Raw genomic sequence first — 23,648 nt, 5'->3', positions numbered from 1 at the left:
AAGCTTTACAACAGAAAGGAGAATTATGAGTAAGGACGAAGCAAAGAAAGAATGGGAAGCATTTACCAGAAAAGTATTGATCTATATCGCCCTGATCATTATGGCTGTCGCAGCGCTTTTCCCGATTTTATTCTGCCTTTCCGCGTCACTGCGCACACAGGATGATCTGTTTCGGAACATGTTTCCGTTCTCGATCAAATCCCTGATACCCACTGCCGCTACTCTCGAGAATTATGTGATCATTTTTACAAAACATGAATTCTGGCGTCCGATCATGAATACGATGATCGTAACCGTATTCACGATCATATTCGGATGCATCTTAAATTCCATGGCGGCCTTCGCATTCACGTGCTTTGAATTCAAAGGCAAGAAGATTCTCTATCCGCTGGTTTTGATCTCTTTCATGGTGCCTTTTGAAGCTATTGCCATTCCATTATACAGTGTGGCAAGCAACCTCAGTATGGTGGATACATACGCCGGAATGATCATACCCGCCGTTGCCGACGGACTGGTTACTTTCCTTTTTATCCAGTTCTTCAAGGACATTCCCCCAAGCCTGGTAGAAGCGGCAAGAGTAGACGGAGCCAAATGGCCCACGATCTTCACCAAGATCATTATGCCGATCTCCGTTCCCGTGTTTGTTACGGCAGGACTCATGATCTTCATGAACCAATGGAATTCTTATATGTGGCCGTTGCTCGTCGCACGCTCCAAGGACATCCGCACAATCCAGATTGCGATCAGCCAGTTCAGCGGAGAACGTTCTATACAGTGGACCTATATTTATGCAAGCTCCATGGTATCCGCAATCATCCCAATCTGCCTGTTCCTGCCGTTCCAGAAACATTTCGTGGAGGGAATCACAGCAGGCAGCGTGAAAGGATAGACTATGAAGAAAATATTAGTAATAGGAAGCCTCAACCTGGATATGGTCGTGAATGTAGATCATACGCCGGCGACAGGCGAGACAATCTTAAGCAATAATATGGAAATGATCCCAGGGGGCAAAGGCGCCAACCAGGCATGCGCCGCAGGATATCTGGGCGCCGATATCACCATGCTCGGCGCTGTCGGCTGCGACATGTATGCAGATATCCAGATGGCGAGCCTTGGCAGCGCCGGCGTAGACACGTCGCGGATTATAAAAAGAACCGATACAATGACAGGAACCGCACTGATCACCGTAAACAGCGATGGGGACAACTGCATTGTGGTCGTCTCAGGCGCGAACGCCACCTTATCATGCAGCGATATTGACAATAACATAGACCTTCTAAAGGAAGCTGACCTTATCATCTTCCAATTGGAGATCCCGCTTGAAACCGTATGTTACGGCGCAAAAAAAGCAAAAGCATTAGGGAAGACAGTTATTCTCGACCCGGCTCCTGTTCCGAAGGAATTCCCTAAGGAACTATACCGCTATGTAGATATCATCAAACCGAACGAGACTGAGCTTCGGATGCTGACGGGGATCGACCGCATCGAATCTCACCTTCCCGAAGCCTCCAGACAACTCAGAAATCAAGGAGTTAAAAACATTCTGGTAACCCTTGGAGAGAAGGGCGTCTATGTGGATTCCGAAGAGGCCGGGATATGCAGGATCCCCGCCATTCCTGTAGACGCCATTGATACAACCGCTGCCGGCGATTCCTTCACAGCGGCGCTGGCTGTCATGCTGGCAGAAGGAAAGAGCCTCCAAGAGGCCGCCGTCTTCGCAAACTATGTATCCGCTATCGTAGTTACACGAAAAGGCGCCCAATCCTCTATTCCTACGCTTCAGGAAGTACAGCAATACATACAGCATATAGAAGCCGAGAAAGCAAACTGATACAAGCCAAACTGCCCCGCCCAAACTGCCGCGTTCAATCCTCACTCTCCTGCGGCGCGGCGATCCGCAGGAATTCCTGCATAGCCCGTGTCAGATAAGCATTCTTCTTGTAATACAGATATACATCCCTCTGAGCCTCCGGGGCGTCCAGCTTATAATAGATCACCGTCGAATCCGCATGCAGATGCTTGATCAGGGTATCATTGACGATCGAGATCCCCATTCCATACTGAGTGAGATGATAGGTCGTCATTACCTGATCCAGCTTCAGTATATAATTAGGCTGGATATTCTCCCTCTGGCAGATCGCGTCTATCCTCTCCCGCGTATCGTTGTGGGCGCGCAGCACCACAAAAGGATCATCCTTGAATTTCTTGAGCGGCACCCCGGGAAACCTGGGATTCCGGTGAAGGTCCTTCTCCACGTCAGACGCAGTCAACTGGTAATTCGCCGCTCTCCGATTGCTGTCATATGACGCCGGAACCGCCAGTAGAAGCTGTTCGCGAAAACAATGCTTCCTATGGTAGATCTGCGGATTCAGATCATAGTTATCTATCACGATATCCAACTCCCCGTTAAATAACTTCTGTTCCAGCTCCATCGTTGATCCCTCGTAAAAATCCAGGTTCACATGGGGATATTTCTGCCGGAACTGTTCTATAAACGGCGGAAAGATAAAAGAAGCGAAAAAATACGTGCCCCCAAGGGACAGATGGCCTGCCCGAAGTTCCTGGAGATTCCCGACATGATAAGCAAATTCATCCTCCAGATCCAGTATCTTCTCCGTAGTCCGTATATATTCTTTCCCGCACTCCGTCAACTGGATCGGGCTGACACTCCGGTCGAACAGCGGGGCGCCTATCTTTTTCTCTATCTTCTTGATCGCTGCGCTGAGCGCCGGCTGAGAGATATAGAGATTCTGCGCCGCTTTCGAAAAACTTTGCTCCTTATACACTTCCATCACATAGTTCATTCCATGAAACATCTTCTTACCTCATATTCACGGCAGATCATCCGGTTTTTTAATTTATAATATCCCACTTTGCCATCTAATGCAAGTATATGTACATAACCTTTTGACTCTGATATTATATAACATATATAAGCATTTCTTTATAAGCATTTCTTTTACTTACACAGCAGACTATAGTTTTTTTGCAATATTTTCCACATATCATAAGTATTTACTTATAACAAATATATAATTATAAGTATTTGATTTTTATGTCCTGAATTCCTATAATAAAATCATAAGTCAGAATAAACCAGTCAAAAATAATATAACCTGAAAACAGCAAGATAGCATGGAGGACAAATTATGAACTATGCTGAAGAATCATTGAAAATGCATTATAACCTGAAAGGGAAGATCGAAGTCGCTGCAAGAGCCGCCGTAGATTCCAAGGAAGCTCTAAGCCTTGCCTACACGCCCGGAGTTGCAGAGCCTTGTCTGGAGATCCAGAAAAATCCCGACAAAAGCTTCGATCTCACCCGCAGATGGAATACCGTAGCCGTCGTAACCGACGGAACCGCGGTCCTTGGATTAGGAGATATAGGACCGGAAGCCGGAATGCCTGTAATGGAAGGCAAATGTGTCCTGTTCAAGGCATTCGGCGATGTTGACGCGATCCCATTATGTGTACGCAGCAAGGATGTCGACGATATTGTCAAGACTGTGAGTCTTCTGGCCGGAAGCTTCGGAGGCATCAACCTTGAAGATATCTCCGCGCCGCGCTGCTTCGAGATCGAAGAAAAGCTGAAGAAATGCTGCGATATCCCGATCTTCCACGACGACCAGCACGGAACCGCGGTAATCACCCTGGCCGGACTTCTCAACGCCCTGAAGGTAGTCGGCAAGAAGCTCAATGAGGTCAAGATCGTCACTTCAGGCGCCGGAGCCGCCGGAATCGCCATCATCAAGCTTCTGATGTCTATGGGGCTTAAGAACGTGATCATGACAGACCGTCAAGGCGCTATCTACGAAGGACGCGAGGGTCTGAATGATATTAAGAAGGAAATGGCTAAAATTACCAACAGCGCCCGCCAGAAGGGAACTCTTGCTGAGGTAATCAAGGACGCCGACGTATTTATCGGCGTATCCGCTCCTAAAACACTGACTGCCGATATGGTAAAGACCATGGCCAAGGATCCCATTATCTTCGCCTGCGCCAATCCTACCCCGGAGATCTTCCCGGAGGAAGCCAAGGCAGCCGGCGCAGCCGTAATATCTACCGGGCGTTCCGACTACCCGAACCAGGTCAACAACGTGCTTTGCTTCCCGGCGCTGTTCAGAGGCGCTCTGGATGTACGGGCTTCTGAGATCAACGACGAGATGAAGGTAGCCGCAGCGCATGCGATCGCGGACCTGGTGTCACCGGATGAACTGAACGCAGAATATATCCTGCCGCAGCCCTTCGATCCAAGGATCAAGGACGCCGTAGCCGCAGCAGTAGCCAAGGCCGCAAGAAGAACCGGCGCGGCAAGGATCTGACGCATATATTCTGCAGCTCTCAAAACCATGCAATAACAGATACCAACAGAAAGGACGAAAAATAATGAATACAGATAACATGATCACAGAAGAGAAGGATTACCGTACAGAAGAAGACTCTATCGGAGCAAAGGCCGTACCCGGAAGCGTTTACTATGGTGTACAGTCCTTAAGAGCCGCCGAGAACTTCCGTATCACAGGGCTGAACATGCACCCGGAGATCATCAACAGCCTGGCATATATCAAGAAAGCATGCGCGGTCACAAACTGCGAAGTGGGTATTCTTGACCGGAAGATCGCCGACGCCATCGCTAAGGCCTGCGACGAGATCTTAGAAGGGAAGATGCACAAGGACTTCATCGTGGACCCGATACAGGGCGGCGCCGGAACCTCTATTAACATGAACGCCAACGAAGTGATCGCCAACCGCGCTATAGAGATCTTAGGCGGCAAGAAGGGGGATTACTCCATCGTCAACCCCAACGACCATGTAAACTGCGGCCAATCCACCAACGACGTTATCCCTACGGCCGGGAAGATGACCTCCCTGCGCCTCCTTAAGAATCTTAAGGAAGAGCTGCTCCGCCTGCATAAAGCATTGGTTGCCAAGGCCGAGGAATTCGACCATGTGATCAAGATGGGACGCACCCAGATGCAGGACGCCGTACCGATTCGTCTGGGGCAGGAATTCCGCGCGTATTCCGTCGCGATCATGAGAGATATCCGCCGTATGGACAAGGCCATGGAAGAGATGTGTACTCTGAATATGGGCGGTACCGCAGTCGGAACCGGAATCAACGCAGATGCCGCTTACCTGAGACGGATCGTTCCTAATCTTGCGGAGTTATCCGGTATGGAACTGGTACAGGCCTTTGACTTGATCGACGCCACACAGAATCTTGATTCCTTCGTAGCCGTATCAGGAGCCATCAAAGCATGTGCCGTCACATTATCGAAGATCGCCAACGACCTGCGTCTGATGTCATCCGGTCCCAGAGCCGGATTCGCAGAGATCAACCTGCCCGCACGGCAGAACGGTTCCTCCATCATGCCGGGTAAGGTGAATCCGGTCATCCCGGAGGTTGTAAACCAGGTAGCGTTCAACATCATCGGCAATGATGTGACCATCACCATGGCTGCGGAAGCCGGACAGCTTGAATTGAATGCATTTGAACCGATCATCTTCTACTGCATGTTCCAGTCCATCGATACACTGGCCTACGCAGTACAGACCTTCGTCGACAACTGTATCACCGGAATTACCGCCAACGAAAGCCGCTGCCGTTATCTTGTCGAGAACAGCGTTGGAATCATTACCGCCATCTGCCCTCACGTCGGATACCAGAAGGCCGCGGAGATTGCCAAGACCGCTATGAAGACAGGCGAATCCATCCGCTCCCTTATCTTGAAGGAAGGAATCTTGAACGAAGAAGAGCTAGATGAGATTCTGGAGCCTACACATATGACCGAGCCGGGAATCTCTGCCAAAGAACTATTGAAGAAGAGAAACGCAGAAAAACTTTAATATTACTAGGGTGTAAAGTCCTTAACAACTGAACAAGGACTTTACACCTTTAATTTTGGTCATTTAATTGTTACTCTTTTATCTTATCAAGTTCAGTCAGATTAATTCCTGAAGCAGTTAAAATAATTTTTAATTCAATGTACCTGTCTTTCATAACTCTGTACGCCTCAGAATTCTTATCAGATAGCAGCATATAATTCTGTAACCGGGAAAACTCTTCTACATTTTTTTGAAGCATTTCTTTTTCTGTCATATCTTCACCACCTTTTTTAAAGTGCTGTTTACTTGGTACTTTTATTATATCAATCGGTGATTGTGGTGTAAAGCCTTTCCCTTCTTCTAATGAATCCGTATGATCTGCTCATACAGAAGGATCTCCTTGTTGTTCACGCTTCGGTTATCATGGTAATGCCCGAAAAACCACTTCTTATACCGGCACATCTCCTTGATCTTATCAAAATATCTGGTCAGGATGTCCGGCTGATAGGTTCCGTCCGCTATCCTCTCCTGCGTACTGGTCGCGCAGCAATGCGAAAAGATAAAATCCACCTCCCAATCATTCCTGATCAGATTGCGGAGCCCCTCCGCCAATTCATCCTCCGTAGGCATCTCTTCCTTCCACCAGCTTACATGGTTGATCCTGTACAGTTCCTTCTTCTTATCCAGCTTCTTCCTCTTCTCCCGAAGCCTTGGATCTCCAGCCTCCAGGATCCCTCCTGATATATCATGGCTCTTCGCGCCGCCAAAGGTAAATATCTTAAGTCCGCTCAGTTCATAGATCTGTCCCCGCATCAGATGAATGACCGACGGCATGATATACTGCACCTTCCCGCCGCACCACTGTGATACTTTCTGTTTTTTTAACAAATCATAATTCTCATGATTCCCATCTACCCAGAGAGTTGTGAAGGGCTTGCTGTCCAGCCATTTCAGCCAATACTTCTGCTCCCGCGATTCATCCCAATAGCCAAAATCCCCACAAATGATGACATAATCGTCCTTGCCCATACCTTTCTGCTCCGGGAATATTCCTGTGCCAAACCGCCGGTAGTCCCCATGACAATCTCCGGTTACATAAATCATATTCCCCAGTCTCCTCGCATTCTTCTCTTAACTTTAGATTTTAACATTTTTTTACTCTCCAGGCAATTGTTATGCCCATATTCATAAAAGATTATCAACTGGGAAGTCTTTCCAGAAAAAAACGAGGCGGTATCCCGCCCCGTTATCTTACTCAGCCTTCACCTGAACACAATTCTCAGTCAGCCACTCTCTCACCAAATTGTTAAGCACCATATCCTTCAGATCATCTTCCTCTGCAGAATCCTTCAGCGCATCTACATCCTCGTAACCAAAGCTCTCGGCAATCTTCTTGAGCTGCTCTTCGTATTCGTCGTCGCTCATCTTGATCTTCTCTTTGTCCGCGATCGCCTCTGTCACCATAGTCTGTTTGATGCTTGCCTTAGCAGCATCATCCACCTGCTTCTCGAACTCTTCCACGCTGTATCCCATCTGATCCTGGATAAATGTCTCATAATCCTGCTGGTAATACTCTGCCGTCGTCTTATACTGCTCTACCAGAGCGTCGGAGACCTTCTTCACCTCTTTCTCTGGATACTTCTTGATCTCCGTGTTATCAAGAACCTTCTGCCATACAGACTGGCTGATACCGTCTTCATAGTTCTTCTTGTTATCCGATTCCAGACGCTTCTTGACCTCTTCCTTATACTCCTTCACATTCTTGGACTCACTGGACACGCTCTTCACAAACTCGTCTGTAAGTTCCGGAATGGACTGCTTGGATATACCCTTGACCGTGATAGAAAATACAACATCCTTACCCGCATATTCTGCATTATTGTAATCGTCCGGGAACTTCCCCTGCCAGTCATATGCATCTCCGATATTATGTCCGACCACGCTGTCTTCAAAACCCTCGATAAATGTACCTGAACCGATCACCAGCGGATAATCCGTAGAACTTCCGCCGTCGAATTCCTCTCCGTTGATCTTACCTGTGAAATCGATCGTCGCCGTGTCTCCTGACTCTACCGCACGGTCCGTGATCTCTTCCGGGGTCGCATTCGTCTGGAGGGTCGCCTGAATCGCATTCTCCACATCCTCATCCGTAACCTCACCCGGCTTCGCCACTTCGTTAATCTCAACTCCTTTATAAACAGAGATCGTCATCTCATCCGTCTCCAACCCCTTGCTGCCGGAACATCCCGCCAACATCACGGAAGCCGCAGCCACACCTGTTAATAATACTGCAATTCTTTTCTTCATACTACACCTCATCTAAATCATACTATAAATATCGTTTTCATCCTATTATGTTATACCACATTTGCCCCAACTTTCAAAGCATTTTCACATATATTTCACCATTTCTTTTAGAGCACCGGCGACAGCAGCCTGCAGAACTGCTCCTTTATGCGCACCGTAAGATCCCGCTGTTCGTATTTCTTCCGGGTCACCAAGGTACTCCTGGTGATATCATTCTCAAACGCTTCCATCAGCTTCTCCGTAGTCCTCGCGCTGTATACCACCGCATTGACTTCAAAATTCAGGCTGAAGCTTCGGATATCCATATTGGCCGTCCCCACGCAGGTGACCAGACCGTCTACACACATGCATTTCGCATGGAGGAACCCGTTATCATAGGTATAACATCTCGCCCCGGCTTCGATCATCTCCCCGATATAAGAATAGGTCGCCCAATATACGAAGGGATGGTCCGGCTTGCACGGGATCATGATCCGCACATCGATCCCCGACTTCGCAGCGATCACCAGCGCATCCCTGATATCATCATCCGGTATGAAATACGGCGTCTGGATGTAAATGTTCTTCCTCGCCATATGGATCAGCCGCAGATAATTGTCGCGGATCTCCTGGCTGCTGGAATCCGGACCGCTGGAGATGATCTGAACCGGATCCCTTCCGCCCCGCACATAGGTCGGGATCTCAAAAAGCCGGTCCTCCAGGAACAGATTCTCCCTTGCCGCATAATTCCAATCCAACACGAACCGGACTGCCAGTGAAGTGACCGCGGAACCTTCGATGCAGATATGCGTATCTCTCCAGTACCCGAACTTCTTGTTCTTACCCAGATATTCCCGCCCCACATTGAAGCCTCCGACGAATCCGATCCTTCCGTCTATCACCACGATCTTCCTGTGATTGCGGTAATTCACACGCAGCTGCAGCTTCCCCAGAAGCGCCGGGAAGAACTCGGCAACCTTGATCCCCGCTTTCTCCATCCTCGCCCAGTCAGAACGGCGCATGCTTCTGCAGCCCATGCTGTCGAACAGGACACGGATCTCCACGCCCTGCCGCGCTTTACGCGCCAGGACCTCTTCAATCTCCTTCCAGAGTTCGTCATTTCTTATAATATAATACTGCACATGGATATAATTCCTTGCATGGTCCATCTCTGAGAGAAGTGTCTGGAACTTCTCTCTTCCGTCGGTAAATATCCGGATATCATTGTTGTCCGTCAGCACCGCTTCTCCTTCGTTGAGATTATACAGGATCAGCCGCTTGAAACGCTCAAGCTCCGGATCGCGGAGCCTTAATTTCTTCCGGTATATGGATTCCTCCTGTCTGCGGACGGCATACTTGATCTCACCCTCGATCTCCTTCATCTTGAACATCCTGTCCTTGCGGAAATTCTGTCCAAGGATCAGATAGAGGATGAATCCAAGCCCCGGAATAAAATACAGCAGAAGAAGCCACGCCCATACTGTCGTGGGATTCCTCCGCTGAAAAAAGATGATCAGCAATGAAAATACAATATTGATCAAAAAGAGATGGTCAAGCATCCATCGGTATCCTTCGACGGCGCCTTCCCCTATGATCTCCAGCATTCACTTCCTCCTGTCTATACTACTGCTCCATCCGGCCGGAAATTGAACCTCTGATCGGATGGAGCGCTGCGTCACGCCTTGATATATCCCAGGAGCGACTGTGCATCCATCGTAAGCTTGCTCATCTTCCGATAGTTCGCACATTGCGCCTGTCTCTGGCCGTCCGCCACGATCTGCGCGCCGTGAGCCGCAAGCTCCTGCGTAAGCCTGGCGCCTATATCCTCCGGCTTCTCGGCCTCCCCCTTAAGCAGTTCTTCGATCTCGGCAATCAACCGCTCCAGTTCATCTAGCATCTCGTCGGTCACCTTCGCCGTCTTCCAGAACGCATCCTCAGCCGACCAGGCCTCTTTATCTTCCTTCTTGTCGGCTCCCTCCTCAAAACAGTAAGTCTTCTGAGCATTCTCCTTGGCAAGCTGCACGGCAACGTCTTCCTTCAGAAGGCCGAACGCCTTCTCCATGCTGTCAAGCTCTTCCTCCATCGTAAGCTTGCGGTAACGCACAGCGCGGCCCTCGATCTCAAACTCCACACCGTTGAAATCCTCTCCCGTGCTCTGGTCTAACACCCAGACCTCTCTCGTGCCATTCGCATAGCCTTCCCTGATCTTCTCCTGCATCGCCAGATGGGTGCGCGCCAGACTCTCGGCATGATCCCTCACTTCCCTTCCGTCCCTTAACCCCATCTCTTCCTCGTAACGGGCCGACATCTCATTATAGAGATTGCTGCTGGCGCCGTTGGCGCCGATATTGTCAAGCCTCTTCAATATATAAGACCTGCACAGTCCGTCCATCAGGGACAATCCGTCTCCCATAACCAGCTTCGTGCCGTTCTTTGGCAATGCTCCCTCCTCCATAACCGTATCATCCGGTAAATGATCGCGCAGGAAATCCATCCCCTCTTTCGAGATCGACACCTTATCCTTCGATACCGCCTTCTGGGATTCTATGAACTGGTCCGCGAATTCCACGATCTTCGTGCCATTCTGGAATACCTGGACCTGAGAATGATTCCGAACATTCAACTTGTCCAGAAGAAATGTATAATCTCCGTAAATCTTCATAATAAGCCACCACTTTCTCTCTTGGGAACCGCCGCTGCAATTCCTTCCCTTACCTTAACTATCGGCTGTCCTTTTATAAAAGATAAGGTAATACACAAATCTCTTGCACTTGCCTTTAAAGAATGGTACAATATTTCTCATGAAACGCAAGATTTTAGGAGGTTCACTCATGAGTACGTTTACCATCGTAATGCTTGTCATACTGATTGTTTTGATCATTGCATGTATTGTACTGTATTTTCTTGGCAAAAGAGCCGAGAAGAAGCAGGCCGAACAGCAGGAGCAGTTAGCCGCCGTAGCTCAGACCGTATCCATGCTTATCATTGATAAGGGACAACTCCGTCTGAAAGACGCCGGCCTTCCCCCAATCGTTCTGGAGAATACGCCCAAGTATCTCCGCCGTTCCAAGGTTCCTGTCGTCAAAGCGAAGATCGGCCCTAAGATCATGACTCTGATGTGCGACGCAGACATTTACCCGCTGATCCCGGTCAAGAAGGAAGTCAAGGCTACCATAAGCGGAATCTATATCACCGCAGTCAAGGGTCTTAGAAGTCCTCTCGAGACGCCGCAGAAGAAGAAGGGCTTCTTCGCAAGGATGCGTGACAAGGCAAAATCAGCCGCCAAGTAACACTAACTTACATTGATCAAAAGCATTGGATCATTACCGGTCCAATGCTTTTATATTCATATCTATGTTGCAGTCCGCGATCGTCTCGCTGTTGACGTCCAGTGCATAGTTCACATGAACATCGATGCTGCTGTCCGTCACATCCACCTGCATATCCTTCGTATGTGTTCCAACCAGCAGTTCTCCGTAAGGAGTCTCATACTGCGTGATATTGATCTTGTCCTTCTCGAAGATCATATGGGTATTCGATAAACCGCTCTTCATGATCTCAAGCTTCCCGCTCTCTGCGATCCGCACTTTATTCCTGATGGTTCCGGGCATCCCTTCCACCACCTCGTCATAGATGACATAATGCTTATCATTCTTATAGTAGTACGTTGCCGGAGTGATCACTTCAATGGGTTCTTCTCCTCCATCCTCCGGCACACCTGCCGTCTCATAGTGCAGGCCGGATATTCTCAGTAATACTTCCTTCGTCATAACCTCACCTAATATTCTTCTATATTAACTACCTTCGTTGCCGCCACATCATAAGGAAGGATGGTATTCGCAAGCCGGGTGAACTTCTCCGCGGCATCGCTTACATAGAACTCATACGCCGCAGCCTCCTCTGACAGATTCGCCGTCCCGCTCTCATCCAGTATCTTCTTAAGATCCACCGCCGTCTCATATGCTGGATTTACTATATGTACCTTTTCACCGAAATATGCCATGATCCTTGAACGAAGCAGCGGATAATGGGTGCACCCAAGAATCATCGTATCCATATCCGTCTGTCTCATATCCGACAGATAGATATCGATCACTTCCTCCGTGATCCTGTGCTTGGCAAATCCCTCTTCCACTAGCGGTACGAACAGAGGGCACGGCTTCCCGATCACAGCCGCATCCGGACACATCTCCCTTATCACCTTGGTATATGTCTCGCTCTGTATGGTCGCCTCTGTACCTGCGACACCGATCACTTTGTTCTGGGTCGCCTGCACTGCTGCCCGGGCTCCCGGGACGATCACTCCTATGACCGGAATATCCGTCTCTTCCTTCACCGCATCCAGCGCCAGCGCGCTCGCCGTATTACAGGCGATCACGATCGCCTTCACGTCCTTCGTCCGCAGGAATCTGATGATCTGCCTGGAATACCGTATGATATTATTCCTGGACTTACTTCCATAGGGAACCCTTGCCGTATCTCCGAAGTAGACCATATTCTCCCGCGGGAGCTGGCGCATGATCTCTCTTGCTACCGTCAGGCCCCCCACTCCGGAATCAAACACTCCGACAGGCGCCGTTCTATTCGCATTACTCACATCCTGAATCTCCTTTATTCATTCGTAATACTCATTGTACCGCCTGAGGACTGGAATTTCAAGTTCTATCTTCATCATCCAGCTCTGACGCTTAAATTTATACTTACACTCTCAGAGTACATTGGATTTTATTTTCTCATTTTGCTTTATCAACGCAATCTTATTTAAGCCATAAAATCCCTGTATTCTGCTTTTTTAACTTTTGTTGTTATCTGCTCCTTCACCACCTTTCCACATGGTCCTCTATATCAACCGTATTTGTATCTTTTTAGCGATCTCTTCCTTGTATTCTCTCAATGGAGTCTCTTTCATGGATTCCAGTATCCTCCTGTGCTTTTGCTCCCTACTCTGCTTTACCTTTTTCCATATTTTTTCCCAAGCCTCCATGATCTGGCTGATCATGTGCCCAATCTGGATCAGATAATAATGGTTTTTCAGTGCCTGATAATTCCTGCTGTACTGGTGTTCCAGATGGTATCCCTGCCTTTTCTGCGCGTTGAACCCATCATTCTCGATTCTCCATCTCATCCTTCCGCGCTCCACCAGTCCTGCCACATTTTTTCTGGTGATTGGCAGATCTGTGAGAAACCAGAATTCTTTCCGGATCGTTTCTGCTTTTCCCTTTTTCCTGCCCTTTTTGCAGATATGCTCCCCGCTTTCTCCATACTCTGCCAGATTTACCTGATGTCCTTTATAATCTATATCTGTCACGTAATCATACCATTCCTTCCCAGTCTGTGTTTCGCGCTCCTGGTAATTCTTCTCCATTTCTTTCAGTTCTCTGTATTCTTCCCCAATGCTCGGGATGCTCCCCTCCTTATACCGCAGGATATACCGCCAGTTTTTTCCTTTGCATCTCTCAAAGAAACCTTCACAGGCATACAGACTGTCCCCGCACAGGCAGATCGGCAACCTTGGAAACGCTTTTTTCAGCTTTTCCATTAAACGCCAGCAGGCCTTCCTTTCACAGTCCTGTTTCTCCATTTCTTTTCCCTCTTCATTATCCACAAATTCCGTCTGAATACTGATCAGGATTTTCGGATGCAGTACCAGCTTTGCTTCCAGCACATAATAATAGTTCTCCTGATACTCTTTTTCCGTCCCCTTGTTATGGGTCCGGTGCAGGCTTTTCCCATCCAGTTCCCTCCGGCTGCTGCAAAGCTGCGTTCCATCTATGATCACCTGCCAGTACTTGCCCCTGATTCGCATATTTTCAAAAGCCCGGCTGCAAAGAAGCCTGCTGCAAAGGCGGTTTAAGATGTCCTGCAATTTTTCCGGATCTACTTTTTCCAGATACCGGTTGATGGTTTCCCAGTAGGGAAGCTCCTCCACGGTCTGTTCCTCCCCGGATAGATGCCAGATGTTTTTGATCATTTCACTGGAATTGAATTCTTCACTTGTTTTCCTCATACTGCTGATGTAAAATAGAGAAGAAAGGATACGGGTCATAAGAAGTAACACAGCAGGATAGGTAATATAGCTCTGGTTTCTGGGATCTGGAATCTGTTTTAACAGGGGTAAAAGATCTGGGAAAAAATGCCGGATTAGCTTGGCTAATTCACATGCAAGGTTCAACTGTTCCAGGTGTTCCCTAACCTCTTTTCTTCTGATTTTTATTCTTGCTTCATAGTAAAACCTCCTCTCTTTTATGGTGGTGCGAAAAAATAGTTGTTTGGTTACTTCTATTATCGCGCATCTTCCCATAAAATGGGAGGTTTTTTTATTAATTTTTTTTTAAGCGTCAGAGCTGTTCATCATCACGCAATAAAACGCTCCCCAAAAAGGGGAGCGTACATAATATATTCTCACTACAGTGCCAGTTCCTTCGCTATCTCATACTGATATACCGGGATTCCCTTCTGCATGCCAAGCGCCTCATTGATATCAAAATCAACATACTGTCCATGCTTGTATCCCACAACGCGGTTGGATTTGCCTTCGATCAGAAGATCAACCGCCATCGCTCCCATAATAGACGCATAGACTCTGTCCTTACAGGTCGGGCTTCCGCCTCGCTGCATATGTCCGATGATCGTAGCTCTGGTCTCCATACCGGTCGCAGCCTCGATCCTCTCTGCCATCTCTATGGAGCCGCCAATACCCTCTGCATTGATGATGATATAATTCTTCTTGCCGCGCTTCCTGCACTCCTGGATATCCGCCACGATCGCAGCCTCATCATAACCATGCTCCTCTGGCAGAAGAATACGCTCTGCACCATTGGCAATACCGCACCACAGAGCCAGATACCCGGCATCTCTTCCCATAACCTCGATAATGGAGCATCTCTCATGAGATGTGGACGTATCACGTACTTTGTCAATTGCTTCCATCGCCGTATTCACAGCCGTATCAAACCCGATCGTGTACTCGGTACAGGCGATATCCAGGTCGATCGTTCCCGGAACACCGATCGTATTGATCCCAAGATTCGCCAATGCCTGCGCTCCGGCGAAAGATCCGTCTCCGCCGATTACTACCAGCCCGTCAACGCCGTATTTCTTAAGGATCGCAGCAGCTTTCTGCTGCCCTTCTTCTGTACGCATCTCTTCACAGCGGGCTGTCTGAAGAATTGTCCCTCCGCGCTGGATCGTATCAGAAACATCTCTCGCGGACAGGTCAATGATCTCTTCGTCCAACAAACCCTGGTAACCCTTTCTGATTCCTCTGACTCTCAGGCCCTTGGTAAGACCTGTACGGACAACGGCACGGATTGCCGCGTTCATTCCCGGCGCATCGCCTCCACTGGTCAATACTCCGATTGTACGTATTACTTTTGCCATAAATCATTCCTCCATTGTAGTCATTTTATGTACTCTGGGATAGAGAGAACTCGTTCGTATCAATGTTTCCCTTGTTTTTCTCTCGTGCTACATTTTACAGGAATTACCTGACGTTTTCAATGGCTTTTTCTATCACTTTTACACAAGATTCTCCCAGATAATTCGTCATTTTGTTCAGCAATAATTTATCGGCATTCACGCATCTGTTCGCCGGCAGGCGCTTTATGGCCTTCTCCTTCTTGCAGTATATAACAACGCTGTCCTGACCGTCCGAATCCGCAAGCAGCCCCAGCAGTTCTCCCTCCTGCCTAAGGTAGGTATCCTTATCCGGATACTGGAGCCACAGCTCCCTCTTCGTCTGTTCAAACGGAATCACCTTCTCGCAGATCAGCTTGCTGGCCGCCTCGTCCTCCTCGGATACCCTTCCCCGGATGAACACCTTCCCCTCTTCGTCCAGGTATTGCTGATTCTTCTCATAATCCCGCGGGAAGACCACGACCTCCACGGATCCCGCCAGGTCCTCCAGGGTGACGAACGCCATCACCTTATTCTGTTTGGTGTATTTGATCGTCTTCGCCGTGATCATGCCGCCGATCGTCTCCCTGGCTCCGTCGTGTACCTTGGTTCTTCCGGTATCTTCATCCAACTGGAAATCAAGAGTCGTCCTGGTGATATTCTTCCTCCACTTCTCCTCGTACTCTTCCATGGGATGGCCGCTTAAGTAGACGCCCAGCACCTCTTTTTCGAAGGCAAATTTCGTCTCTTTCTCATACTCTCCCACATCTGGAAGCGGGACGTCAAACTCCGCCTTCTGGTCGTCGGCCACCATATCGAACAGGGACATCTGACCCGTCATGGAATATTTCTTCTCCCGGTTCACCTGATCCATGATCTGTACATAGATGACCATGAACTGCTTCCTGGTCCCTCCCAGGCTGTCGAAGGCGCCGGATTTGATGAAGTTCTCTATGGTCCGCTTATTGATATCCTTGCCGGACAGGCGTTCGATAAAATCCTTCAGGTTCTTGAACTCTCCTCTGGCCTCACGCTCTTCGACGATCGCCGCGATCACCGGACGTCCGATGCTTTTGATCGCGGTAAGCCCGTACCGGATATTCCCGCCATCCACCGAGAAATTCCCCACGCCCTTATTGATGTCCGGCGACAGGATATCGATCCCCATCTGCCGGCAGGTATAGATATACTCTGCCACCTTGCTCGGCACGTCGATCACGGACGTCATAAGCGCCGCCATGAACTCTACCGGATGGTACTGCTTAAGCCACGCTGTCTGGTACGCCACCACCGCGTAAGCAGCCGCATGGGATTTGTTAAACGCATATTTGGCAAAATCTATCATCTCGTCATAGATCTTGTTGGCTGTCGTCTCCGGGATCCCGTTGGCGATACAGCCCGGCACTCCCTCGTCTGCATTCCCGTACACGAAGCTCTGGCGTTCCTTCTGCATGACGTCGCCCTTCTTCTTGGACATGGCGCGGCGCAGCAGGTCGCTGCGTCCCAGGGTGTACCCCGCCAGATCGCGCACGATCTGCATAACCTGCTCCTGATAGACGATACATCCGTAGGTCGGCGCCAGAATCGGCTCTAACTGCGGACAATCGTAGGTGATGGTTTCCGGATTATTCTTCCCCTTGATATACTGGGGAATGAAATCCATCGGCCCCGGCCGGTACAGGGAGATCCCCGCGATCACATCCTCCAGGTTCTGCGGTTTCAGTTCCTTCATGAATCCCTTCATCCCGCCGCTCTCCAACTGGAAGATGCCGTCTGTCCGCCCGGTTCCGATCGAATCCAGGACATTCTTATCATTATAATCAATCTGCTCCATATCGATCACGGCGCCCGTGCTCTCGCCTGCCAGCCTTGCGGCGTCCTGGATCACCGTCAGCGTCCGAAGCCCCAGGAAATCCATCTTCAGAAGCCCCAGCTCCTCCAGCGTCGTCATGGTGAACTGTGTCACCACAGAACCGTCCGACCCTAAGGAGAGCGGCACATACTCATCTATGGAAGCCTGACTGATCACGACGCCCGCCGCGTGCATGGACGTGTGTCTCGGAAGCCCTTCAAGCCTTCTGGACATATCGATCAGCTCATGGACCTGCTCGTCCTCCTGGTAAAGCTTCCTGAAATCCGGATTCATCTCCAAGGCGCGCTCTAACGAAACCGGCTGGTTATTCTGCCCTCTCGGGATCATCTTCGCGATCCCGTCTACAAACGCATAGGGAAGGTCCATGACTCTCCCCACATCCCGGATCACACCCTTGGCCGCCATGGTACCAAAGGTTACGATCTGCACCACCCGGTCGGTCCCGTATTTCTCCACCACATAATTGATGACCTCCTGTCTCCGCTCGAAGCAGAAGTCCACGTCAATATCCGGCATGGACACACGTTCCGGATTCAGGAAACGCTCGAACAAGAGCTGATACCGAATCGGATCAATGCTGGTGATCTCAAGACAGTACGCCACGATACTCCCGGCGGCAGATCCCCTTCCGGGGCCCACCATAATCCCGTGATCTTTCGCGTATCTGATAAAATCCCACACGATCAGGAAATAATCTACATACCCCATGGACTTGATCACAGACAGCTCATATTCCAGGCGCTGCGTCAACGCCTCGTCCACATCGGGATAGCGCATCTTAAGCCCCTCATAGCAGAGGTGGTTCAGATATTCCCATGAGGTATATCCCTCCGGGACTTCGTACTTCGGCAGCTTCGTGACTCCGAATTCGATCTCAACATTACAGCGGTCGGCTATCTTCTGGGTATTCTCAAGCGCTTCCAACGCATAGGGGAAGAGCTTCCTCATCTCATCCTCGGATTTGATGAAATACTGACCGCCCTCATAGCGCATACGGTTCTCGTCGGAGAGCTTCTTGCCGGTCTGGATACACAGGAGCATATCATGAGGCTTCTCATCCTCCGCGTAAGTATAATGGACGTCATTCGTCGCCACCAGCTCGATCCCCGTCTCCCTGGACATCCGAAGCAGGGACTGGTCCACAAGCTTCTGCTCCTGCATCCCGTGATCCTGAAGCTCCAGGAAGAAATTCCCCTCCCCGAAGATCTCCTGATACCTAAGAGCGGCTTCCTTCCCCTCCTCATACATATTCCGCAGGATATTGCGCTGAACCTCCCCCGCAAGACACGCGCTTAAGGCGATCAGCCCTTCATGGAATTCCCGCAGGACCTCCATATCCACACGGGGCTTATAATAATACCCTTCCGTGAACCCCTTCGATACGATCTTCATCAGATTGTGATAACCCGTGTCATTCTCGGCAAGCAGCACCAGATGATAGTACCGGTCGTCTCCGCTGCCCGCCGCTTCTTTGTCGAAACGGGATCCCGGCGCCACATAGACCTCACAGCCTAATATCGGTTTAATCCCTTCTGCCTTCGCCGCACGGTAGAAATCAATCACCCCGAACATCACCCCGTGATCCGTGATCGCAACACTGTCCATGCCCAGTTCCTTTACCCGCGCAATACATTCCTTTATCTTATTCGAACCGTCCAACAGACTGTATTCCGTATGGACGTGAAGATGTGCAAAACTCATACTCCCTCCTCGCTCGCTGCCTGTAGAAAAAAAGTGCTCCCCTTCCGCCAGGGAACACTTCGCACATTAGTACACTACTCTCCGTCAACCATGAACTTCACCAGTCTGTCGATATCTTCCTTCTCATATGCAATGATCTCAAGCTCCGGAATCTCTCCGTTGGAGAAGATGTTCGCCATAGATACATACTGTGACAGCTTGGACTTCAGATTCAATCTGTCTCCCTCGCCGGTCACCAATTCAACCTTACCGGCACAATCGTCGATCACAGCAAAAAATTTATCAATATTAGTTATATTCTGCACCTTCATAGTGACATAAGCTCCCTTCTCGTTCTGATACCATCATGTGTCTACTCAATTATATCCTATTTTTGACAGATTTCAATAGATTTTTCACGAATTTCAATCTTTCCTGACTTCAAGAGCCGCCCGACTGCCCGCTTGAACGCATTCTTGCTCAATCCTAATTCCCGCTTGATAAGCTCCGGGTCTGCCTTGTCTGTAAACGGCAGCTTTCCGCCGGATGCTTCCAGGCGTTCCATGAGCATCTGTGCGTCCGTGTCCATCTGAAGAAATGCTTTCTCCCTCACGGCAAGATCCAGTTTCCCGTCCTCCCGGACCTTGATAACACGCGCATGGACACGCTCTCCTACTCTAAGGTTTCCAAACGCCTCTCTCTTTGGTATCAGCGCGGAATAGCAGTCATCTACCGCCACAAAGACGCCGAAATTATCGCTGGTATCGTAAACGATCCCTTCTACCTGGTCGTCCTTCTGGTACGGCGCATCCTGCCGCAGCTTCTCATACACCTTCATCGTCGCGCACAGACGGCCGGACTTGTCCACATACAGGGCTGCAAGCACCTCGTCCCCTTTCCTGACCTTCGCCGTCTGCTCCCTGAACGGAAGAAGCAGATCCTTCTCAAGCCCCCAGTCAAGGAACGCGCCGATCTTTCCCACATCCACGACCTTAAGCACCGCAAGCTCTCCTAATGTGAGCTTAGGTTCGTTCGTGGTTGCGATCAGCCTGTCCGAAGAATCCTTATATAAGAATACCTCCACCGGATCTCCCGCTTCCAGGCCTCTTGGCACCTGTTTCTTCGGGAGCAGCACCTTCTCTTCCTTGTTGCCGAGATATACTCCGAATTCCACTTCCTTTACGATCATCAATCTTACTTTCTTTCCCAAATTATCTGCTAACGCCATAGCTTACCTCTTCTTTCCGTATCACTGAAACTCCACCGCCGCGTAAGGCTTCCCAGCCTTATCACACAGTTCCACTACTGTCCTGCCTTCTTCCTTTGCGGTTCTTGGATAAATAATATCGCCGTATACCGCCGACTTCTTATATTCTACCCGGAGCTGACGCACTTCCTGCGTCTCCTTAATTACTTCTAACGCCATCTGCACATACTGGCAGTTATTCACATGTTCGTTCGTATCGATATGGTATTTCCTGACCGGAAATGCCTCCCCATACTCAAAATCTTTCGGAAGTACGATCTTACGCGGCGCATATTCCATCGGGAACGGTTCTCCTGTACCATAAAGTTCGATCTCACGTTCATCCGGTTTCGCAGGCCGTCCCTTCTCTATATCCATATAGACCCACACCGAATTCGCATATGCCGCTGCCTGCTGCCTCTCGTCTGACATACAGAAATTCCGTGTTCCGAACAGCCCATCGAACTTCGTTGCCCAAGTGCTGACTCTGATCTTTTCTCCCATTACCGGATATCTCTCAACCACCACCTGCCAGGCCGACAATACCCATGCCCTTCTGCGTTCGGCACAGTGATCGATCCCTACTCCCAGCTCTTCCGAATGGAATGTACTGCAATCCTGAAAATAATTGATGATACCCGGCAGCGTGATCCTCTTGGTATGATCCACCTCACTGAACCGGATTCTTCCTTCAAATGTATATCTGTTATTCTTTTGCACTAGCCACATAACTCCTTTCTGCCGTGATCACACACTCATAACGCGGATCTGTGATCTGAAGAAGCTTGATCAGGGTCGTCTTAAGCTCATCCTGCCTCTTCGCATCATATTCATAGGGAATCTCCATATCGAAGATCAGGTTCACCTGTTCCTCTCCATTTATCATACGGAAATCATGGATGGACACCGCCGGATCCAGCGCCTTAACGATCTGCTCCACCTGGCTGTGTACCTGCATCACATGCACATCCTTCGTCTCTACCGGATCCATATGGATCACTAAGAACACGCCGAGCATACGAAACGCATCCCGTTCGATCCGGTCTATAATCTCATGGGACGTCTCGATCTCCACATCGTTAGGCACCTCTGCATGGATGGACGCCATATTCCTGCCCGGCCCATAATTATGTACGATCAGATCATGGCTTCCAAGGACTCCCTCATACCCTTCCACAAATTCCTTGATCCTGGCATATTCTTCCGGCTCTACCGCTTCCCCGATCAGCGGTTCCAGCGTATCCTTCGCGATTCCGATCCCTGCCCACATGACTACCAGCGACACTCCAAGCCCTACGATCCCGTCGATATTGACGCCCGTTATCCGGAAGAAAAGAACCGAAGCAATCGTCGCCGTCGTTGTAACCACATCACCCAGAGCGTCCGCCGACGTTGCCAGCATTACCTTAGAATCGATCCGCCGTCCAAGCTTCCGGTTAAAGAAGCACATCCACAGCTTCACACCGACAGACAGTATCAGAATCACCACCGACACCGCCTGGAACCTTAACTCCTCCGGATCGCGTATCTTCCCCACCGCATCCTTGAGAAATGTGAAGCCGACCTCCATGACCAGAAATGCAACGATCAGCGCGGCGATATATTCGATCCTTCCATGGCCGAAGGGATGATCCTGATCCGCCGGCTTGCTCGCCATCTTCACTCCCACCAGCCCTATCACCGAAGAGCCGGCGTCGGACAGGTTGTTGAACGCATCCGCCATAACAGATATACTGTGCAGGAGATAACCTATCGTCCATTTTACTGCAAATAAAAGCACATTGCAAAAGATGCCCACCACACTTGCCAATACTCCATAGGCAGTCCGGACAGACACCTTCTCTATCTCCGTATATTCCTTCACAAAATGCCTGACTAAAAATTCAGTCATGAATTACCTCCATTATCTCCAAAAAAGAACCATTTTATCTTAAAGTCTGACGTAGCCGTGACCATCTCGTATTCTTCTGCCGTCAGGACCTCCTTAAGGCCCTTCCTGCCCTCATCGCTGACCACCGTACAGGTCGTGTCGGTAAAGCATAAGCTTGGATACAGGACGCACCACCAGTTATGCCCTCTCGCCTCTCCAAGCCTGACTCTGAGCGCCTCATACTCCCCCTGCGGGAAGAAGATGTCGCCGTACTGCTTATCCGGGAAATACGCCAGCTCAAGCTCCGAAGCACAGCCGTATGAGAACCCCTCTTCCTTAAGCACCTGGCCGGCCGTATCTGTGATCTCGTCAAGATGCGCTTCTATCCAGGCTCTCGTCTTCCCGGCATCCGGCTCTTCCTTAAGCTCCGGCGTCATATTCTCTTCCATATATGCAAGAACTCTGTCCCGCACCTTAAGCTTTACTGCCTGGTCTTCTTCACTGTCGCTGTTGGCAAGGACATGGAACCGCAAGACCTCCTTAGCCAGCGTCTCCTGGGTTCTGCTCATCTTCGCCTCCACCCATTCTATCCTGCGCTCCACTAAGATCCCCGTCAGCAATGCAGCAATACAGACACCCAGTATAGCACAGATCACCTGCCGAATTCTATAACGAATCTCAAAATCTTTTCTCATATTCATATGTAACTGCCTCCTTACCTGATCTCTTACTTGATCTCTTATTTGATATCAGGAGTCTTGACATATAAATGAGATTTATTCAGACATTCTGTTATTTATTCAATTCTTCTTAGTGCGTATCACATCCATGACCGCCTCTACCTGATTGTCAATATGCTTACACACGATCCTGGCCGCATCTTCCTTCTCCTTATTCTCGATGTGCCGGATGATCTCTTCATGCTCGGCGAGAAGCTTGGGGTAGGCTTCCGGCCTCTTCAGATATTCGATACGGTAACGGTACATCTGTTCTCTTAAGTTATTCAATAGCTGGATAAGCTTCTGATTGTCCGTCGCCATGTAGATAATATCATGAAAGGCCACATCCGCCTCCGCGATCTGGGTGATATCACCGCTCTTAAGCGTCTTCCTGAATTCTTCCGCCGCACTCTTAAGGTCCGCGATCTGAGCCTTCGTGATCTTGCCACAGGTGAGTGTGACCGCCAGCTCTTCCAATGCCTTGCGGACCTCCAGAACATCCCTTAAGCTCTTCTCCGAGATATCCGCAACCTCTGCCCCCTTCCTTGGAACCATGTGTACAAGCCCTTCTAATTCCAGCTTCCGGATCGCCTCTCTGATGGGTGTCCGGCTGACCCCAAGTTTATTCGCAAGCTGAATCTCCATAAGCCTCTCTCCCGGCTTTAATTCCCCGCGCAGGATCGCCTGGCGCAGCGTATTGAACACCACATCTCTCAAGGGCAGGTATTCACTCATATTCACCTTAAGCTCCAT

22 protein-coding genes are annotated in these 23,648 nt (G+C 49.6%); 5 read left to right on the top strand and 17 right to left on the bottom strand.

The features are described 5' to 3' along the window. Positions 1-25: 25 nt before the first annotated feature. Positions 26-889 carry a carbohydrate ABC transporter permease gene (locus VSQ62_RS05425; RefSeq protein WP_334633630.1) on the top strand — a complete coding sequence of 288 codons (864 nt, stop codon included), beginning with the start codon at positions 26-28 and terminating at the stop codon, positions 887-889. Positions 890-892: 3 nt separating this feature from the next. Next, positions 893-1,831 (top strand): ribokinase, encoded by a 939-nt coding sequence (gene rbsK / locus VSQ62_RS05420; RefSeq protein ID WP_334633629.1) that lies wholly within the window; start codon positions 893-895, stop codon positions 1,829-1,831. Between the two features lie 34 nt (positions 1,832-1,865). Here the strand turns inward: rbsK and VSQ62_RS05415 are convergent, their stop codons facing one another. Next, the gene (locus VSQ62_RS05415; RefSeq protein WP_334633628.1) at positions 1,866-2,816 is read right to left on the bottom strand and encodes a LysR family transcriptional regulator; all 951 of its coding nucleotides are present in this window, start codon (positions 2,814-2,816) and stop codon (positions 1,866-1,868) included. Between the two features lie 333 nt (positions 2,817-3,149). On the opposite strand from VSQ62_RS05415, the gene VSQ62_RS05410 reads away from it, so the two are divergent. Both VSQ62_RS05410 and VSQ62_RS05405 read left to right on the top strand, forming a co-directional pair. After that, on the top strand, positions 3,150-4,322 hold the full coding sequence (locus VSQ62_RS05410; protein WP_334633627.1) for an NAD(P)-dependent malic enzyme: 1,173 nt from the start codon (positions 3,150-3,152) through the stop codon (positions 4,320-4,322). Between the two features lie 64 nt (positions 4,323-4,386). Then, on the top strand, positions 4,387-5,847 hold the full coding sequence (locus VSQ62_RS05405; protein WP_502957711.1) for an aspartate ammonia-lyase: 1,461 nt from the start codon (positions 4,387-4,389) through the stop codon (positions 5,845-5,847). 70 nt (positions 5,848-5,917) lie between these two features. Here the strand turns inward: VSQ62_RS05405 and VSQ62_RS05400 are convergent, their stop codons facing one another. The 5 genes from VSQ62_RS05400 to VSQ62_RS05380 form a co-directional block, all read right to left on the bottom strand. Then, a complete protein-coding gene (locus tag VSQ62_RS05400) occupies positions 5,918-6,100 on the bottom strand; it encodes a hypothetical protein (protein ID WP_334633626.1) in 183 nt (60 codons plus the stop codon). An 86-nt stretch (positions 6,101-6,186) separates the two neighbouring features. Further along, on the bottom strand, positions 6,187-6,930 hold the full coding sequence (locus VSQ62_RS05395; RefSeq protein ID WP_334633624.1) for a metallophosphoesterase family protein: 744 nt from the start codon (positions 6,928-6,930) through the stop codon (positions 6,187-6,189). Between the two features lie 147 nt (positions 6,931-7,077). Beyond that, positions 7,078-8,133 (bottom strand): trigger factor, encoded by a 1,056-nt coding sequence (tig, locus tag VSQ62_RS05390; RefSeq protein ID WP_334633622.1) that lies wholly within the window; start codon positions 8,131-8,133, stop codon positions 7,078-7,080. A 107-nt stretch (positions 8,134-8,240) separates the two neighbouring features. Then, complete coding sequence (gene cls, locus VSQ62_RS05385) at positions 8,241-9,716, bottom strand: cardiolipin synthase (RefSeq protein ID WP_334633621.1); 1,476 nt, start codon at positions 9,714-9,716, stop codon at positions 8,241-8,243. A 71-nt stretch (positions 9,717-9,787) separates the two neighbouring features. Further along, positions 9,788-10,774, bottom strand: coding sequence for a hypothetical protein (locus VSQ62_RS05380; RefSeq protein WP_334633619.1), 987 nt, complete (start codon positions 10,772-10,774; stop codon positions 9,788-9,790). Between the two features lie 169 nt (positions 10,775-10,943). On the opposite strand from VSQ62_RS05380, the gene VSQ62_RS05375 reads away from it, so the two are divergent. After that, positions 10,944-11,402, top strand: coding sequence for a preprotein translocase subunit YajC (locus tag VSQ62_RS05375; RefSeq protein WP_334633618.1), 459 nt, complete (start codon positions 10,944-10,946; stop codon positions 11,400-11,402). 33 nt (positions 11,403-11,435) lie between these two features. Here the strand turns inward: VSQ62_RS05375 and VSQ62_RS05370 are convergent, their stop codons facing one another. From VSQ62_RS05370 to VSQ62_RS05320, 11 genes are all read right to left on the bottom strand, one after another. Beyond that, complete coding sequence (locus VSQ62_RS05370) at positions 11,436-11,882, bottom strand: YwiB family protein (protein ID WP_334633615.1); 447 nt, start codon at positions 11,880-11,882, stop codon at positions 11,436-11,438. An 8-nt stretch (positions 11,883-11,890) separates the two neighbouring features. Beyond that, a complete protein-coding gene (murI, locus tag VSQ62_RS05365) occupies positions 11,891-12,709 on the bottom strand; it encodes a glutamate racemase (RefSeq protein ID WP_334633613.1) in 819 nt (272 codons plus the stop codon). A gap of 243 nt (positions 12,710-12,952) precedes the next feature. Then, positions 12,953-14,413, bottom strand: coding sequence for a transposase (locus tag VSQ62_RS05360; protein WP_334633611.1), 1,461 nt, complete (start codon positions 14,411-14,413; stop codon positions 12,953-12,955). Between the two features lie 104 nt (positions 14,414-14,517). Further along, entirely contained in the window at positions 14,518-15,492 is a 975-nt protein-coding gene (gene pfkA / locus VSQ62_RS05355; RefSeq protein ID WP_334633609.1) for a 6-phosphofructokinase, read from the bottom strand. A 103-nt stretch (positions 15,493-15,595) separates the two neighbouring features. Beyond that, positions 15,596-19,081 carry a DNA polymerase III subunit alpha gene (locus VSQ62_RS05350; protein ID WP_334633607.1) on the bottom strand — a complete coding sequence of 1,162 codons (3,486 nt, stop codon included), beginning with the start codon at positions 19,079-19,081 and terminating at the stop codon, positions 15,596-15,598. A 74-nt stretch (positions 19,082-19,155) separates the two neighbouring features. Beyond that, positions 19,156-19,392 carry a polya polymerase gene (locus tag VSQ62_RS05345; RefSeq protein WP_334633605.1) on the bottom strand — a complete coding sequence of 79 codons (237 nt, stop codon included), beginning with the start codon at positions 19,390-19,392 and terminating at the stop codon, positions 19,156-19,158. Positions 19,393-19,448: 56 nt separating this feature from the next. After that, positions 19,449-20,288, bottom strand: a complete 840-nt coding sequence (locus VSQ62_RS05340) for a CvfB family protein (RefSeq protein WP_334633604.1) — start codon at positions 20,286-20,288, stop codon at positions 19,449-19,451. Between the two features lie 21 nt (positions 20,289-20,309). Then, the gene (locus tag VSQ62_RS05335; RefSeq protein ID WP_334633603.1) at positions 20,310-21,035 is read right to left on the bottom strand and encodes an acyl-[acyl-carrier-protein] thioesterase; all 726 of its coding nucleotides are present in this window, start codon (positions 21,033-21,035) and stop codon (positions 20,310-20,312) included. Continuing rightward, positions 21,013-22,197, bottom strand: a complete 1,185-nt coding sequence (locus VSQ62_RS05330) for a cation diffusion facilitator family transporter (protein ID WP_334633602.1) — start codon at positions 22,195-22,197, stop codon at positions 21,013-21,015. The genes VSQ62_RS05335 and VSQ62_RS05330 overlap by 23 nt, the downstream gene beginning before the upstream one ends. Continuing rightward, on the bottom strand, positions 22,194-22,877 hold the full coding sequence (gene spoIIR, locus VSQ62_RS05325; protein WP_334633601.1) for a stage II sporulation protein R: 684 nt from the start codon (positions 22,875-22,877) through the stop codon (positions 22,194-22,196). The genes VSQ62_RS05330 and spoIIR overlap by 4 nt, the downstream gene beginning before the upstream one ends. A gap of 99 nt (positions 22,878-22,976) precedes the next feature. After that, positions 22,977-23,648, bottom strand: a complete 672-nt coding sequence (locus tag VSQ62_RS05320; protein ID WP_334633600.1) for a GntR family transcriptional regulator — start codon at positions 23,646-23,648, stop codon at positions 22,977-22,979.

Origin of the sequence: Sporofaciens sp. JLR.KK001, assembly GCF_036941055.1 — a bacterium.
Taxonomy (GTDB): Bacteria; Bacillota; Clostridia; order Lachnospirales; family Lachnospiraceae; genus Sporofaciens.
The sequence above is the reverse complement of the archived record's forward strand: the minus strand, read 5'-3'. Positions and strand labels throughout refer to the sequence as shown.